Source organism: Microbacterium sp. (genome assembly GCF_047607225.1).
Taxonomy (GTDB): Bacteria; Actinomycetota; Actinomycetes; order Actinomycetales; family Microbacteriaceae; genus Microbacterium.
Genome location: NZ_JASGDO010000033.1, coordinates 1 through 16,584, shown reverse-complemented (window position 1 = coordinate 16,584; position 16,584 = coordinate 1). Strand labels below are relative to the sequence as shown.

General features: G+C 71.2%; 13 protein-coding genes and 1 pseudogene. 2 read left to right on the top strand and 12 right to left on the bottom strand.

Annotated elements, in window-relative coordinates; translation table 11 throughout:
- Positions 1–83: 83 nt before the first annotated feature.
- From QM591_RS06505 to glgX, 11 genes are all read right to left on the bottom strand, one after another.
- Complete coding sequence (locus QM591_RS06505; protein WP_415130789.1) at positions 84–1,298, bottom strand: M20 family metallopeptidase; 1,215 nt, start codon at positions 1,296–1,298, stop codon at positions 84–86.
- A complete protein-coding gene (locus QM591_RS06500; protein WP_415130787.1) occupies positions 1,295–1,942 on the bottom strand; it encodes a VOC family protein in 648 nt (215 codons plus the stop codon). The genes QM591_RS06505 and QM591_RS06500 overlap by 4 nt, the downstream gene beginning before the upstream one ends.
- On the bottom strand, positions 1,939–2,562 hold the full coding sequence (locus QM591_RS06495) for an alkylhydroperoxidase domain protein (RefSeq protein WP_415130785.1): 624 nt from the start codon (positions 2,560–2,562) through the stop codon (positions 1,939–1,941). Before QM591_RS06495 ends, QM591_RS06500 begins: the two co-directional genes overlap by 4 nt.
- Positions 2,559–3,200: a CMD domain protein gene (locus QM591_RS06490; protein WP_415130783.1), complete on the bottom strand. Its 642-nt coding sequence runs from the start codon at positions 3,198–3,200 to the stop codon at positions 2,559–2,561. Before QM591_RS06490 ends, QM591_RS06495 begins: the two co-directional genes overlap by 4 nt.
- A complete protein-coding gene (locus QM591_RS06485) occupies positions 3,197–4,264 on the bottom strand; it encodes a putative FMN-dependent luciferase-like monooxygenase (protein ID WP_415130781.1) in 1,068 nt (355 codons plus the stop codon). Before QM591_RS06485 ends, QM591_RS06490 begins: the two co-directional genes overlap by 4 nt.
- On the bottom strand, positions 4,261–5,934 hold the full coding sequence (locus QM591_RS06480; protein ID WP_415130779.1) for a dipeptide ABC transporter ATP-binding protein: 1,674 nt from the start codon (positions 5,932–5,934) through the stop codon (positions 4,261–4,263). The genes QM591_RS06485 and QM591_RS06480 overlap by 4 nt, the downstream gene beginning before the upstream one ends.
- Positions 5,931–6,791, bottom strand: coding sequence for an ABC transporter permease (locus QM591_RS06475; RefSeq protein WP_415130777.1), 861 nt, complete (start codon positions 6,789–6,791; stop codon positions 5,931–5,933). Before QM591_RS06475 ends, QM591_RS06480 begins: the two co-directional genes overlap by 4 nt.
- Positions 6,788–7,804: an ABC transporter permease gene (locus tag QM591_RS06470; protein ID WP_415130775.1), complete on the bottom strand. Its 1,017-nt coding sequence runs from the start codon at positions 7,802–7,804 to the stop codon at positions 6,788–6,790. The genes QM591_RS06475 and QM591_RS06470 overlap by 4 nt, the downstream gene beginning before the upstream one ends.
- Positions 7,805–7,856: 52 nt before the next feature.
- Positions 7,857–9,512, bottom strand: a complete 1,656-nt coding sequence (locus QM591_RS06465; RefSeq protein WP_415130773.1) for a TIGR04028 family ABC transporter substrate-binding protein — start codon at positions 9,510–9,512, stop codon at positions 7,857–7,859.
- Between the two features lie 206 nt (positions 9,513–9,718).
- A complete protein-coding gene (gene treY, locus QM591_RS06460; RefSeq protein WP_415130771.1) occupies positions 9,719–12,148 on the bottom strand; it encodes a malto-oligosyltrehalose synthase in 2,430 nt (809 codons plus the stop codon).
- Positions 12,149–12,162: 14 nt separating this feature from the next.
- Entirely contained in the window at positions 12,163–14,373 is a 2,211-nt protein-coding gene (glgX, locus tag QM591_RS06455) for a glycogen debranching protein GlgX (protein WP_415130769.1), read from the bottom strand.
- 99 nt (positions 14,374–14,472) lie between these two features.
- Between glgX and QM591_RS06450 the strand changes: the two genes are divergently transcribed.
- Positions 14,473–14,805: a hypothetical protein gene (locus tag QM591_RS06450; RefSeq protein WP_415130767.1), complete on the top strand. Its 333-nt coding sequence runs from the start codon at positions 14,473–14,475 to the stop codon at positions 14,803–14,805.
- Positions 14,806–14,827: 22 nt separating this feature from the next.
- Here QM591_RS06450 and QM591_RS06445 read toward each other — a convergent pair whose 3' ends face one another.
- The gene (locus QM591_RS06445) at positions 14,828–15,319 is read right to left on the bottom strand and encodes a glutaminase (protein WP_415130765.1); all 492 of its coding nucleotides are present in this window, start codon (positions 15,317–15,319) and stop codon (positions 14,828–14,830) included.
- 494 nt (positions 15,320–15,813) lie between these two features.
- Between QM591_RS06445 and QM591_RS06440 the strand changes: the two are divergent.
- Positions 15,814–16,584 (top strand): annotated as a pseudogene (locus QM591_RS06440) (hypothetical protein); the annotation flags it as partial.

The following is a 16,584-nucleotide window of genomic DNA, read 5'->3' as shown; positions in this document are numbered from 1 at the left end:
GTTCGGCCCGGGGAGCCCACACCTCGATCGTCATGGCTCCATCCTGCCCCGCCCCTCGGGGCCGAGGGCACCGGGTTGCGGGGTCAGTCCTCCCAGCGGTAACGCCCGCCCGCGGCGGCGAACTCCGCGGCCGCCTCGGCACGGAGGCCCGGGTCGGTCACGTAGTCGACGGCGGTCTGGGCGAGCGCGGCCGCCGCGGCCACGACGGCCTCGATCGCCGGGGGCTGCACCGTCACGTGCGCGAAGTCGGCGTGGTGGGGGAAGACGTCGTCGGGCCCGCCGAGGCCGATCGAGGGATGGATCGACGGCACGAAGCGACTGACGTTGCCCATGTCGGTGGAGGGGCCGCCCTGCGGAACCACGGCGGGCGGATCGGGGACAAGGATGCCGTGGTCCCCGATGACAGCGGCCCACCGCCGGGTGAGGGCGACGTTCGTCTGCAGCGGCAGGTAGGGCGGCACGGGGTCCACCTCGATCTCGGCCCGGGTGCCCGAGACGAGCGCCGCACCCTCCAGCACCGCGACGACCCGGTCGGTGAGCTCTCGCAGGCTGTCGATCTCGGCGGACCGCACGTAGAACAGGGCCGACGCGCGCTCCGGCACGATGTTGGGGGCGGCACCGCCGTCGGTGATGATGCCGTGGATGCGGTCGGTCGGAAGGATGTGCTGCCGCAACTGCGCCACCCCCTGATAGGCCGTCACGGCGCCGTCGAGCGCATTGCGCCCGAGCCACGGGGCTCCCGCCGCGTGACTGGCGCGCCCGTGGTACGTCACGGCGATGCGGCGCACCCCGGTCGTCCGCTGGCCGAGGACCGAGGTCGTGCCCGAACCGCTGCCGGGATGGACCATTCCGGCCGCATCGACGTCGTCGAAACCTCCCGCCCGGATGATCAGCTCCTTGCCGCCTCCGTTCTCCTCGGCGGGCGTGCCGATCAGCGACAGCCGGCCCCCTGCCTCGGCGACGAACGGGGCGGCGGCGAGAAACGCTCCGACGGCGATGGCCGCGATCGCATTGTGTCCGCACGCGTGCCCGATGCCCGGCAGCGCGTCGTACTCGGCGATCACGGCGAAGTGCGGGCCGTCTGCGGCACCCGTCGTCGTGCGGAGGGCCGTCTCCAGCCCGTACGCCCCGGTCTCGACCTCGAAGCCGTGGCCGGCGAGCTCCTCCGCGATCCTCGCCGCGGACGCCCGTTCCTCGAAGCCGACCTCGGGGTTCTCGTACAGCGCACGCACGAGCGCCGACAGCTGGGGACGGAGCGCGTCGACGGCGGCCGAGATCGGCGAACGGACCTCGCTCACAGCTCGACGATCCGCCCGTCGGCACGCCGGAGTTCCAGTCGGAAACCGGCGGTGTCCGCGGGCTCCACGTCGGCGACGCCGCCAGGGAGCCCGAGGCTCGCGAGGATCTCGCGCACCGGCTCCGGATCCGGTTCCCGGCGGGTGAAGGAGACGAGCTCGATCGACGGGATGTCGCTGAGGCCCGGTTGCGGGGTGGATCCCCAGTCGATGAGGAAGGGGACATCCAGTCGCCGCCCCTCCCCGCGCGTCAGCCGCCACTCCAGGAGCGTGCCATCGGGGGTGCGCCGCGACAGGTCGCTGACGTCGCCCGGGTCGTAGCCGTGGGCACGGGCGTGGGCGACGGTCGCCTCGATGTCGGCGGGATGGACCGCGTAGGCCTGCACCCGCGGTTCGGTCAGCGTCGCGATCCCGAACGTCTCCGGCAGCTTCTCACCGCTTCGCGCAGGGTCGGGCCCGATCAGCTCGATGTACTGCGGTCCCCGCCGGCCGTCGACGGTGAGGGCCACGAGAGCGTTCGCCGTCCCGGTCGGGTGCGCGCCGCCGGGGGCCGCGACGACGCCGGTTCGCTCGGCGAACCAGTCGATGAGGCCGGCCAGATCCGGTCCGGCGATGACGACGTGGTCGAGGAGGGTGGGGATGGTCATGAGGCACCTCGCAGACGAGTGGGGACTTCGGGTTCGCCGAGCGAGAGCATGAGCCGGTTCGCCCAGTGGAAGAAGGAGGCGGCACCGAGGACGTCGACGATGTCGTCGTCGTCGAGGTCCGCCGCCCGCAGGCGCGCGATGTCGTCGGCATCCAGGCCCAGCGGCGTGTCGGTGAGAGCGACGGAGACCGCGACGATCGCGTTCCAGCGCTCGTCGCCGAGGTCGGTGTCGGTGCCCTCGTCGAGGAGACGCTGGACGTCGTCCTCGCGGCCCGACTCGCGGGTGGCGGCCGCGGCATGCACCGAGGCGCAGAAGACGCAGCCGTTGCGGCGCGAGGTGGCCGCGGCGGCGAGCTCCCGCTCCGCGCGTCCGATCCCGCTGGAGGTGTTGGCAAAGATGTCCAGGTCGGTGAGCGTCCGCGCCTTCAGCGCGGCGGGGTCGCGCGCGAGGAGACGGAAGTAGGGCATCGCCGCGCGCGCCGGCTCGATGAGCGCGTCGCGCTGGAGGTCGCTGAGCGCGTCTTCGGCGACCGGAGCAAGCCACGGCACCCATCCGAGACCGCGCTGCGTGAATGCGTCGGGGCGAGCCAGGGCCGGGTAGTCGGTGACGAGGTCGGTCATCGGAGGGCTCCTTCGATGGCGGGGGCGGCGGGCGATGAGGAGGCGGGGGTGGCGGCGAGCACGCGCAGACCCCAGGCGAAACGGAGCTGGAAGGAAAGGAAGGCGACCAGCTGCGAGAGCGTCACGATCGCATCGCCCGACCACCCCGCCGCGACGAGGGCGCGAAGGGCGTCGGGCCGGGCCTCGCGGGGCCGGAAGACGAGGAGGTGCGCGTGGGTCAGTGCCGCAGCGAGGTGGCCGCCGAGGGCCCCCGCCACCGCCCCGCCCGGCTGCCAGCGGAGGCCGTCGCGCCCCTCGCCCTGCAGCCCCGGCTCACGGTAGCCGCCGTACGGGCCTCTCGTGGCACCGTCCTTCACGGCCGCGTCGATCGGCTCTCGCCACTGCGGGGCCTCGTCGCCGAGGAGATCGCGGTAGAAGTCGGCGGCCGCGTCGAAGCCGTGCAGGCCGGCGACGAAGGCGGCGACCGCATAGCGCTCCGCCAGCGGGAACCCGCCCGGGTGCTCCGGCTCGAGGAGGGCCTGGAAGCTGCGCTGCGCGTTCTCACGGGCCTGGCTGCGGCGGGAGCGCACCGTGTCGAGCGGGTCGCCGGGACGGATCCCGGCAAGGAGGTCGATGACGTCGGCGTCGGGGTGGCTCATGAGAGTCCTCTCGAGGTCGTGGCGAGGGCGCGATGCGCCTGATGGAGGTCGTCGGCCGCGGCGGCTCCGGTGGCGAACGAGAGCCTCGGCGCCACTTCCTCGGCCAGCAGCTCGAGCGAGCGCAGGGTGAGCTCGTGGGTCGCCGCGATCGAGTGGACCTGGAAGGACACGTCGGTGGCCGCCTCCAGCGTGCGGTCGGCGCCGAGTGAGGCGACCACCTCTTCGACCGTGCCGACGTGGGTGTCGGTCACGCGCACGAGCTCGTCGATCCCGATGTCCGTCGTGTCGATCCCGAACATCGTCTCCGCGAGTCGGCGCAGGCCGGGCTCGGCGAGCTCGAGGGCACGCGTGCGGTCTTCGGGGTCGACGACGAGCGCCGTCCGCGAGGCGAGCACACGCACCGGCGCTCCCTCGGGGAGCGCCGCGCGGTAGGCCTCGACGACGGGGAGCTGGAGGTCGTGGAGCGGAGCGTCGGGCGCGTCGGCCTCGCGAGGCTGCGTCCGCGAGAGCAGGAGACCGTCGCCACGCTCCCCCGCACGGCGTCCGCCGTCGACCGAGAACGTGGCCTGCCAGATCCGGTCGACGAGATCGCCCGCGGCGGGATAGATGTGCGACGCCGTGCCGCGCACCCCGCGCCCCGCGAGCGCGTCGACGAAGATCTCCAGATGCTCCGCGAACACCTCGCGGCGCCGCGACGCGTCCTGCCCGAACGCCGCGAAGGAGGACGGCGTCCCTCCCGAGGCCACACCGAGCTGCACCCGACCGCCGCTGAGCTGGTCGAGCACGGCGGCATCCTCGGCCGCGCGCACCGGATCGTCGATGGGGAGGGTCACGACCCCGGTCGCCAGGGCGATCCGGGACGTCCGCTCGGCGGCGGCGGCCAGCAGCACGAACGGTGAGGGAAGCCCGCCTTCGTCCTCCCCGAAGTGGTGCTGCGCGACCCACGCGGAGGCGAACCCCGCGCGTTCCGCGTGGGCGATCTGCTCCAGCGCGAACCGGTAGCGGTCGCGCGCGGGGGCCTCTTCCAGCAGGCGCGTGAAGAAGCCGAGACGGGGGCCGGTCATACGGAGACCTCTCTCTGAGGATCGGGGACGGCGCGCCGCGCATCCGCCCCGGGGATCGCGGCGAGCAGTTGCCGCGTGTACTCGTGGTGCGGCCTGGCGAAGACGTCGTCGACGGTGCCGTGCTCGACCTGCCGCCCTCGCCGCATGACCGAGACCGTGTCGGCGATCTGCCGGACGACGGCGAGGTCGTGGGAGATGAACACGTACGTCAGTCCCAGTTCTTCCTGGAGGCGCGCGAGCAGCCGCAAGATCTGGGCTTGCACCGTGACGTCCAGGGCCGAGACGGCCTCATCGAGCACGACGAGCTCCGGATCGACGATGAGAGCGCGCGCGATCGCGACCCGCTGCCGCTGCCCGCCGGACAGCTCGTGCGGGTGTCGCGCGGCGATCTCGGGCGCGAGGGCGACGAGGTCGAGATGGCGGAGCACCCGATCGCGGAGCTCCGCCCGCGTCGCGAGGCCGAAGTTCCGAACGGGCTCGGCCAGGATCCGCCCCACGCTCTGACGCGGATCCAGCGAGGCGTAGGGGTTCTGATAGACGAGCTGCGTCGCGCGGTGGAACTCGCGGCGGGAGCGCAGCGCCGTCACCTCGACCTCTCCGACGCGGATCGATCCGCCCGTCGGGCGACCGAAGCCGGCGATGGCACGGCCGGTGGTCGTCTTCCCTGACCCCGATTCGCCCACGAGAGCGTGGGTGGTGCCGCGCGGCACCGAGAACGACACGTCGTCGACCGCCACGAGCGGCGCACCCCCGGGGCGTCCGAACTCCTGCCGCAGATGCGAAACCTCGACCAGTGGCGGCGTGCCCGTCGTCGCGTCGACCGCCGGGGAGGAGGCCTCCCGTCGTGGCCGATCGACCACGCGGGCCAGGGAGGGGGCGTCGGCGAGGAGCGTACGGGTGTACGCGGCGGCAGGGGCGGCCAGCACCTCCGCCGACGGACCGGCCTCCTGCACCTGCCCGCCCTGCATCACGACGATCCGATCGGAGCGGTCGGCCGCGACGGCGAGATCGTGGGTGATGAAGAGGATTCCGGTGCCCGATTCCGCCCGCAGGTCGTCCAGGAGGTCGAGGACCGTCTTCTGGACCGTGACGTCGAGCGCGCTGGTGGGCTCGTCGGCGACGATCAGCTCGGGCTCCAGGGCGATCGCCGCCGCGATGAGCACGCGCTGGCGCATGCCGCCGGAGAGCTCGTGGGGATACTGACGCGCGCGGGTGACGGGATCGTCGATCCCGACGTGGTCCAGGAGCTCGAGTACGCGGGCTCGGATCCGCGCATCGCCGCGCCATCCGTGGATGCGCAGCGCCTCCCCGACACTCCACCCGATCGTGCGGACGGGGTTGAGGGAGTTACCGGGGTCCTGCGGAACCAGCGCGATGCACCGCCCGCGCAGCCGCCGCCAGCTCCGCTCCGAGAGGCCGACCAGTTCGGTGGCGCCCTCGCGCCGTTCGTCGAAGCGGATGCTCCCCCGAGTGATGCGGCCGTTGCCGGGGAGGAGGCCGATCACGGACTGAGCCACGGTCGACTTCCCGGATCCCGACTCGCCGACCAGGGCCGTGACCTGCCCCGCGTGCACCTCCAGGGAGACGTCGCGGACGGCGTCGACGAGGCCGTGACGGGTGCGGTACTGGACGGCGAGGTCCGACACGCTGAGCAACGGCTGACCGCTCACTGCTCCTCCCCTCCCCGAATGGCCTGACTGAGACGGTTGGTCGCGAGGACCACGGCGACGACGACGAGGCCGGGAAGCACCGTCAGCCACCACGCCGTGGCCACGTAGTTGCGGCCCTCGGCGATGAGCAGCCCCCATTCCGGCGTGGGAGGCGGCGCACCGTATCCCAGGAAGCCGAGCGTGGAGATCTGCAGGATCGCGGAGCCGAACTGCAACGCGGCGAGCGCGATCACGGGGGTGAGGGAGTTCGGGAGGATGTGGCGCCACAGCACGCCGAAGAACGTTCCCCCCGAGCCGTACGCCGCCTCGACGTACTCGCTCACCCGTACGCTCACGACGCGTGAGCGCGCCAGGCGTGCGAACACGGCGATCGACGTCACACCGACGGCGACGGCCGCGCTCGTCGTGCCGAAGCCGAGGAGGATCACGACGCTCAGGGAGAGCAGGAGCGCGGGGATGGCCAGCAGCACGTCGACCGCTCGCATGAGGATCTCATCGACGACTCCCCCGACGGCACCGGCGGTGATCCCGGCCGCGGTTCCGACGACGAGGCCCACCAGTACGGCGACGAAGGCGCCGACGATCGAGGCCGACGCGCCGTGGACGACACGCGCGAAGACGTCACGACCGGTGGCGTCAGTGCCGAACCAGTGCTCGAGGCTCGGCGCCTGGAGCGCGGGTGCCACGGTCGCCGTCGGGTTCTGACCCGTGAACAAGCCGGGCGCGATCGCCCACAGGATCGCGACGACGAGCACGATCGCGGGCACGATGATGCCCACGCGCGGAGCGAGTGCGCGAAGGCGCGCGGGACCACCGGGCGTGCGAGGCAGGGCGGTCAGCGGTGATGCGGCGGTCATCGGCGTGCTCCCTCGACGGAGGCGGACGGCGTCACACTGACCTCACCCACGGTGCCGGTCGCGTCGGCGGCACGCAGCGGACGGGACCGCGCACGACGCAGGCGGGCATCCAGCACCGGATAGAGGAGATCGACGACGAGGTTGATCGCGACGAAGGCGACGGTGGAGATGACGACGACCGCCAAGAGCACGGGGGTATCGCGGTTCGCGACGGCCTGCGCGGTCAGTTGGCCGATGCCGGCCCGCCCGAAGACCGTCTCGGTGACCACCGCTCCCCCGACGAGCTCTCCGAACAGGAGACCCGCCATCGTCAGCGTCGGAAGGAGCGCATTGCGCGCGACGTTCCGCCACAGGAGCCATGACGTGCTCGCGCCCCGCGCGCGGACCACCGTCACGAACGGCTGGGCGCGCACCTCGTCGATGCTGCGGATCAGCACCTGCGCGAGCGGGGCGGCGATCGGCACCGAGAGGGTGATGACCGGGAGGATGAGCGCCTGCAGGGGGTCGGCGCCGATCACCGGCACCAGCCCCAGCTGGAAGGAGAACACCTGGATGAGGACGATCCCGATCCAGAACACCGGCAGCGAGACGAGCACGGGCGGCACCCCGCGGAACAGGCGGCGCAGCCACCTCCCCCGGCCGTAAGTGGCGGTGAAGGCCACCGTCACGGCGAGCACCACGGCGACGGTCAGTCCCGTCACCGCCAGCACGAGCGTCGCCGGGAGGGCCGCCCCCAAGAGGTCAGAGACGGAGGCTCCGGTGGCCACCGAGTAGCCGAAGTCGCCGCGGAGAAACGCCGCGGCCGACGTCAGGTACTGCAGGAGCAGGGGCTGATCCGCGCCGAGACGCTCGCGGATCTCCTGGATCTGGTCGGGCGTGAGCCCCAACTCCGGACTGGCGTAGCGCGCGATGACCGCGTCGCCCGGGAGGGCCGCCAGCAGGAGGTAGGCAGCCGTGTAGGCGAGGGCGAGCACGAGCACGGCCTGCCCGACACGGCGCAGCACGTACGACATGGTGCCTCCAGGTGGGCGGACGGACGGGATGGTGACCTCGAGCGGAGGAGCCTCAGTCGGAGAGCCAGGTCGAGTAGAACCAGGGGCGTCCCACCGACTCCGTGGCGAACCCGTGGACCTTCGCCGTGAGACCGAACACCTGCGGCTCCTCGAAGATCGGGAGGATGTAGGCGTTCTCGGCGAGATGCTTCTGCGCCGCCTCGGAAGCCGCCTGTCGCTCCGGCGTCGTCGGCTCCGACGCGATGTCGCTCAGCAGCGCGTCCAGTTCCTCGTCACCGACCGTGCCGTCCTCGGGGTTGAGGTTCAGCAGCGTGTTGCGGTTCTTGGAGAAGTACTGGGACTTGAGGACGTCGAAGTCCGCGCGACCGACCATCGAGTGGTACACCTGGATCGTGCTCTGGTCGAGCGAGGCGGCCGTCTGCGCCGCCTGGTCGCCGGGGAAGAGCGTCACGGTGATGCCGAGCTTTGCCAGCTGCTCCTGGATGAGGGTCACGACCTCCTTGGAGCGGGGCTGCGGAAGCGCCTCGTTGAAGGCGAGCGTCAGCTTCTCGCCGTCCTTCTCCCGCACACCGTCGGCGCCCACCGTCCAGCCGGCTTCGTCGAGCAGGCGCGCCGCCTTGTCGGGGTCGTAGGCGTAGTACGCCGACGTGTCGAGGTAGCCGAGGGCGGTCTTGGCGAGCGCGCCGGTGGCCAGCGGATAGTTGTCGGTGAACAGCGTCTCGACGATCTGCTTCCGATCGATCCCGGCGATGAGCGCCTGGCGCACCCGGACGTCGGACAGGCGCGGCTCCCGGAACCGGAAGCTCAGCCCGTTGTTCACTCCGTTGGTGGCGGCGGCGTGCAGGGAGAGACCGTTCGCGGCGAACTGCGCCTCGTCGGGGGCCTCGATCGAACGCGCGATGTCCGCCTGGCCCGAGACGACGGTACCCACCCGGACGCTGTCTTCCGCCGCGACGACGTAGTCGATGCCGGCGAGGTAGGCCGCGCCCTGGTGCTCGAGCGAGGGCGGAGCCCAGTCGTAGTCCTTGCGGGCGGTGAGTCCGGTGGAGGTGCCGATCTCCTCCGAGGCGACGACGAAGGGCCCGCTGCCGATGATCTCGTCGGCGTTGCCGGGGCCGAACTGCTCGCTCGTGCGGTCCAGCGTGGCGTCGGAGAGGAGGCCCGAGTTGATCGTGGAGACGGCTTGCGCGAAGCCGGGCGAGGGCGCGGTGAAGTGGAACACCACGGTGTCGTCACCGGTCACCTCGCCGTGGTCGTAGTTGTTGATGGCCTCCGAGACCGGGAGCGCACGATCCGTGTCGCCCTTGCCGTAGAGGTCGATGTTCTTCACGACGTTCTCCGGCGTGAGGGGGGAGCCGTCGGAGTAGGTGACGTCGTCGCGGATCGTGAAGGTGTACTCGGTGGCGTCGTCGTTCACCTCGTACTCGGTGGCGATCCAGGGCTCCAGCTCGAGGGTCTCGGGGTTCTGGTACAGCAGCCGGTCGGTGATGTTGTTGACGATGCCGCCGTTGGGGTAGAAACCGGCCGACGGCGGATACAGCGTCGACCAGGCCTGCGGCTCGAGGTAGGTCAGGGTCCCGCCGGTCTGCGGCTCTCCCGCGGCTCCCGAGGGCGAGGCCTCGGGGGCGCCCGAGGCGCATCCGGCGACGAGGACGGCGACGGCCGCGGTCGCGGCGACGGTGAGGACCACTCGGGTGATTCGGGACATGGCATCTCCTGGCTGCTCCCTGGACCCGCGGACGCGGGCCGGGAGGACGGGTGAAGGGGAGGTGGTGCGGTGAGGCGATCCACAGCCCATCACGGCTCGTCGCCTTTCCTCAACGCGGATGTCACGGAGCGTAGGACAGCGTCACAAACGGCGGACGGAACGTCACACGGCGTCAGCGGCGACGCGTGGCGTGGGCTGAACCGTCCTCACTCGCGCGTCAGAAGGACCACGGGGTATCGCGCGAACAGCTCGCCGGCGGCAACCGGCCCGCCCTCGTGCCGCGTGCCGGTGAACGCCTCGGTCCAGCCTCCGCTCGGCAGCATCACGACCGTGTCGCCCCAGCCCCCGCCCGCGGCCAGACCGAGCGGCAGGCGGGTGACAGCGGCGATCGCGCCACCACGGTCGAACGCGATCACGTGGGACGCCGCGGAGCCGGCCGCGGGAAGCGGGGCGTACCGGTGGAACAGGTCGGGACGGTCACGGCGCAGGCGCAACGCGCGGGAGACCACGAGGGCCTTGGCAGCGCCGGAGTCGTCGATCGCGGGAAGCTCCCCGGCATCGAGGCCGTCGAGCACCGAGGCACGCAGCGCATAGTCGACGGGGCGGCGGTTGTCGGGGTCGACGAGAGAGAGGTCCCACAGCTCCGTGCCCTGGTACACATCGGGCACGCCGGGCCCGGTGATCTGCAGGACCTTCGCGGCGAGCGCGTTCGACCTACCGGCCGCCTGGATCGCGGTGACCAGCTCGTCGACCACGGGGGCCGCGCGCCCGTGTGCGGCGGCGACGAGGTCGTCGATCCGAGCCTCGAACGCCTCGTCGGGGTCGGCCCACGACGTGCGCTCGGCCGACTCGCGCGCGGCCTTGACCGCGTAGTCCCGGAGCCGTTCCTCCGACGCCGGCCAGGCCCCGACGATCGCCTGCCAGACGAGGTTGTCGAACGGACCGTGGCCCGTCGACGCGATCTCGCGCAGCCGGCCGAGGGCATCCGCCCACTGCTCGGGGATCTCCGCGAGCACCGACAGCCGGGCGCGGACGTCTTCGCTGCGCTTGGTGTCGTGCGTCGTGAGCGCCGTCATCGCCGTCGGCCACCCCGACTGGCGACGCCGCGCGGCGTCGTGGAACTCGTCCACGCGGAGAGCGAACTGCGACGGGTCGCCTCCCACCTCGGTGAGCGTGCCCAGCCGCGTGTACCGGTAGAACGCCGCGTCCTCCACACCCTTGGCCATGACCGGCCCCGTCGTCTGCATGAACCGTCGCGAGAACTCGAGACCGGGGTCCAGGAGCGCGTCGGCGATCTCCTCGATCACCGCGGCGTGCTCCGGGTGGCGCGAACGCGCGTCGTCAACGGCATGACGCACGTGCTCGGCTCCCGCCGGAAGATACGACCGGTACACCGGGAAGGCGGCCAGCAGCGCCACGAGCCCGGCGCGCAGCTCCTCGTCGCTCCAGCCGTCACGGAGCCGCCTCGGCGCGCACCGCACGAGCCGCGCCACCTCGGCCGCTTGCGACGTCTCGGCGACGACGCGTTTCGTCTCCGCGATCATCTCCGGCCAGGGCGATGCCGGCGGAAGACCGGTGGCCGAGCGCAGCCGGTCGTCGAGAGCCGATAACCCCGCCTCGCCGTCGGGGTCGATGAGCACCCGATCGATCTCCGACATCGCGTCGTAGCCGGTCGTCCCGTCGGTGGCCCACCATGACGGCAGGGGCTCGCCGTGCTCGAGGATCTTCTCCACGGCGACGAACGGCACAGCGCCGGTGACCGAGGCCACCGCGGCGGCGAGGTCGTCGAGGTAGCGGCCGGGGTCGGCGAGCCCGTCGGGGTGGTCGATGCGGAGGCCGTCGACGAGACCCTCTCGGAACCAGCGCAGCACTTCCGCATGGCTCGCCGCGAAGACGTCGGCATCCTCCACGCGGACTCCCGCAAGGGAGGTGATCGTGAAGAACCGGCGATAGTTCAGCACGGCGGCCTCGTCTCGCCACGACGCGAGCCGCCAGTGCTGCTGACCGAGCACGCGGTGCACCACCGCGGGGTCCCGCGTTTGCGCGGCCGGAGCCGTGCCCGCTGCCAGCGGAAGGACGAGATCGAAGTACCGGGCGTGACCGAAGGGCGCTTCCTCCCCGATCCCCTCGGGTGAGACGCCGAGCTCGCCACGAGCCACGACGTCGTCGAGCGGGCCGCCGAGGACGGGCAGCCAGACGCGGCCGTCGCCGGCCTCCCAGTCGATGTCGAAGGCCGACGCGCGGGGGGAAGAGCGCCCCTCACGAAGGATCGCGGCCCACCACGGGTTCTGCATCGGGTCGCCGACGCCCTGATGGTTGGGGACGATGTCGACGAGCACTCCCAGCCCCGCCTCGTGCGCCGCCGTCGCCAGACGTGCAAGGGCGTCGGGGCCGCCGCGGGCATCGTCGACGCGCGTGGGGTCGACGACGTCGTATCCGTGCTCGGAGCCGCGCGCGGCCTGCAGGATCGGGGACAGGTAGACGGTGTCCACGCCCAGGCGCGACAGGTACGGCACGAGCCCGGCGGCCTCGTCGAGGTCGAAGGACCCCGTGATCTGCAGTCGATACGTCGATCGCGGCCGGCGCCCGGCCACGACGGCCCCCGTCGTCGCCGCGGGATCCGATCGATCGGTCATGGGCACTCTCGGTCTCAGTGGGAGAGCTCGGCCTGCGGCGCGGGAGCGGGGATCGTGTCGATCGGGGCAGTGCGTGCGGCAAGCGACGCGGCCACGGAGTGGTCGGCCTCCGGCTCGACCTTCTCGTGATCGCAGAGCACGACGAGCGAACGGGCAGGGAGAGCGATGACGTCTCCCGCGTTCAGGGGTGGCGAGTCGGCTCGCTCACCCGACGTGTCGATGACGACGTCCCACTGCGGGCTCGCCTCCACGCGCGGGATCGTGAAGTCCACTCCCTCGTCGCCGGCATTGAACAGCAGGAAGAAGTGTCGATCGTGGATCTCCTGTCCGCGGCGATCACGCTCCCTGATGCCGTCTCCGTTGAGGAAGACCCCGATCGCGCGCCCGAACCCCGAGTCCCAGTCCTCGGGCTGCATCTCGGTGCCATCGGGGCGGATCCAGGCGATGTCGGGGATCGGGGATCCCTCCTCGCGCTTGACCGGGCGACCGTTGAAGAAGCGGCTGCGTCGGAAGGTCGGGTGCTCACGTCGCAGCCGCGTCACGGCCGCGGTGAACTCGACGAGCGGCTGGTCGACCGATCCCCAGTCGACCCAGGTCACCTCGTTGTCCTGGGCGTACCCGTTGTTGTTGCCCCCCTGCGTGCGGCCGAGCTCGTCACCGTGGGCGATCATGGGCACGCCCTGGCTGAGCAGGAGCGTCGCGAGGAAGTTGCGTTGCTGCCGGGCCCGCACCGTCAGGATCTCGGGGTCGTCGGTCGGTCCTTCCACACCGTGGTTGTACGACCGGTTGTGCGACTCTCCGTCGTTGCCGTCTTCGCCGTTCGCGTCGTTGTGCTTCTCGTTATACGACACGAGGTCGCGGAGCGTGAACCCGTCGTGCGCGGTGACGAAGTTGATCGAGGCGACGGGGCGACGGCCGGAATGCTCGTAGAGGTCGGCCGAGCCCGTGAGGCGCGAGGCGAACTCCCCGAGGGTCGACGGCTCCCCGCGCCAGAAGTCGCGCACCGTGTCGCGGTACTTGCCGTTCCACTCGGTCCACTGCGGCGGGAAGTTGCCCACCTGATAGCCGCCCGGGCCGATGTCCCACGGCTCGGCGATGAGCTTGACCTGCGAGACCACCGGATCCTGCTGGACGAGCTCGAAGAAGGCGGCGAGGCGGTCGACCTCGTAGAACTCCCTCGCGAGGGTGGCCGCCAGGTCGAAGCGGAACCCGTCGACGTGCATCTCGAGGACCCAGTAGCGCAGCGAGTCCATGATGAGCTGCAGCGTGTGCGGGTTCCCGACGTTCAGGCTGTTCCCGGTGCCGGTGTAGTCGGTGTAGTACCGCTTGTCGTCGGGCTCGAGCCGGTAGTAGGCGAGGTTGTCGATCCCCTTCATCGACAGCGTCGGCCCGAGGTGGTTGCCCTCGGCGGTGTGGTTGTAGACCACATCGAGGATCACCTCGATCCCCGCGGCGTGGAGCGCGCGGACCATGCCCTTGAACTCCTGTACCTGCTGGCCGCGTTGGCCCATGGCCGAGTAGGTGTTCTGCGGAGCGAAGAACGCGATCGTGTTGTAGCCCCAGTAGTTCGACAGCCCCTTCTCCTGGAGCGTCGAGTCGTTGACGAACTGGTGCACCGGCATGAGCTCGATCGCCGTGACACCGATCTTCTTCAGATGCTCGATGATCACGGGGTGACCGATCGCACTGTACGTCCCGCGGATCTCCTCGGGGATGTCGGGATGGCGCTGCGTCAGCCCCTTCACGTGCGCCTCGTAGATCACGCTCTCCGCATACGGCGTCTTGGGGAGGCGGTCGCCGGCCCAGTCGAAGAACGGGTTGACGACGACGCCCTTCATCATGTGCGCCGCGGAGTCCTCGTCGTTGTGGGAGTCGGGATCACCGAAGGTGTATCCGAAAACCGGCTGGCCCCATTCGATCTGCCCCTCGACGGCCTTCGCGTAGGGGTCGAGGAGGAGCTTCTGAGGGTTGAACCGCAGGCCGTTCGCGGGGTCGTCGGGTCCGTAGACCCGGTAGCCATATCGCTGACCCGGCTGGATCGTGGGGAGGTAGGCGTGCCAGACGAAAGCGTCGACGTCGCGGAGCTCGACCCGCGTCTCCTTCCCGCGGTCGCCGAACAGGCAGAGCTCGACGCGCTCAGCCCCCTCGCTGAACAGCGCGAAGTTGGTGCCGTTGCCATCGAATGTGGCACCCAGCGGATACGGAGCCCCCGGCCATACCTGCATGTGAACCTCCCGGAGCCCACACTACTTCTCGGGGGAGACACCGCGAGGCACGGGCCTCGACCGTTGACACGGCCCGAGTCCACGTGCATAGGGTCGGCCATGCACGTTCACCCGGGACGGCGTGCCGCCGCATCCGTCGCTGCGGTCGCCGTCGTGCAGGTGGCCGTCGGCGTCGTCGCGGTGCTGGTCTGGTACTTCAGCACCCCGTTCGCCGGCGACGCCTGCGCCCCGGACTGCGACTGGGCCGCCGCGGACCTGGCACGCACCGCGTTCATCGGCGTCCTGACGGCAGGATTCGCGGCGACGATCGGCGCCGTCGTGGTCGCGTGGCGCACAGCGAAGGACCTCTCGTGGGTGCCCCTGGCCACGAGCGGGCTCACGATCGCCGGACTCGTGGCGTTCCTCGCGATGTTCCAGGCCGCGATGAGCTGACCCGGGTCAGCCGCGTCCGTGGTCAGAGGCCGCGGACGGAGAGCTGGTCGTCGAGGTAGTCGGCGAGCGGACGGGTCGCGCCGGTGGCGCTCCAGCGCACGCGCGGACCGTGAACGGGGTCGCCGGTCAGAGGGCCGGAGACTCCCCCGGCGTCCACCGCGGCGAGGTCGAGCTCGTGCCACCCGAGGTGGACGACCTCTCCGTCCGTGAACCCGCCGCGGGCGGCCGCCGCCGCCCGCGCGGCGCGGTCCCGCTGGGACTCTGCCGTGAATCCGCGGACGGCCTCGCTCCGGGCGCGCAAGACCTCCCCCACGGAGTACACGGCGTGCTCCGCGACGAGGAAGATCCCCAGGTGCCAGGCGTCGGCGACCGCGACGATACGCGGAGCGCGCCCGAATCCCAGGAGACGGCGGGCCGAAGCCCAGTCGCCGAGGGCCTCGCGTGGTGCGCCCGCCAGTCGCGTGCGCACCACGTCGAAGAGACCCGCCGCAGTGGGTGGAGCGTCATCCGTCACGCCGACCATTGTTTCGCCTGGAATCGGTGACGCGGGTCCCTCGGGTGAGAACCCGCGCCACTCGGTGCTGGAACGATGAAATTCCTAGGTAAACAAGGTAGTCTGGCATTGGAACGCATGTGCGCCCGCACGGATGCCCCCCAGCTCCACCTGCGGCCGTTCCCCCAAACGGCTTCGGCGTTGCGATCCAGGTTCCCCTCAGGAGCCATCGCTGATGTCCGCTCCTGAGGGGAACCTTTCTCGTCATTGATTGCCAGACGGGACGTTGTGGCCCCAGTCCCCCCGGATCCGCCTGGCTCACCAACCTCCCCCCGGTGGTTGGTGCTGATGACACAATACATGTCCCCCATTCGGGGGACAAACTCGAATCGCTAAATTGCGTAGATTCGTTCCAGCAGCACTCGGACTCTGGGGGGAGACCGAGCCCGTCCAGCACCTGGCGGTCAAGTAAACAGCTGGGGATACCGCTCCCGGATCATAACGAAGAGGCCCGAATGTCTTCGAGCTCCGATCTTCTCGCGTCGCCCCCGAAGGCGAAGCGACTCTCCACCATGGCCGGAAACGTCCGGCCCACCGTCGTGTGGGGGGCGGTGATCCTCTGCACCGGCATCCTCGTCGCCGCCCTCACCACCACCGACCCGATCTGGTGGCACCTGCACTTCAGCCGCCTCGGCATGTTCGCGAACTTCTCCGGCGCCACCTTCAACGGGGGCGTCGTCCTCAGTGGCGCAGTGATCGCCGCGGCGTCCGTTCCCTTGGCGGTGCACCTCGAGGCAGGGCTGGCCGCAGGGCGCATCCGTGACCCGCGCTCGGCGCGCATGCTGCCGCCGCTGCTGATCGCGCTGGGGGCGAGCCTGTCGACGATCGGGATCATCCCGCTGACGCTCAACGAGTTCCTCCACGACCGCGCCGCCAACGGCGTGCTCCTCAGCTTCCTCGGCCTCGTCATCTTCAGCCGACGCACTCTTCCCGAGCTGCCGCGTTTCCTGGCCCGCTCGGCCATCGTCGCCATCGTGCTCCTGTCGGTCGGCATCGCGCTCATGATCACGGGCATCATCAACCTCGCCGCGTTCGAAGTGCTGGCCTTCGGGTCGGTGCTGTCGTGGGTGCACCTGCTCGAGCGCTCGATCGCACGCCTCGGGGCAGCCCCCGCCGACGCCCCGGCGACGGAGGCCGGCGTCGTGGTGCTTCCGGAACGCCGCCGCCACGCGGACACGATCGCGCGGGGCGCGCGGCGCCGGCTGCCGGCGTCTGTCGGCGCACCC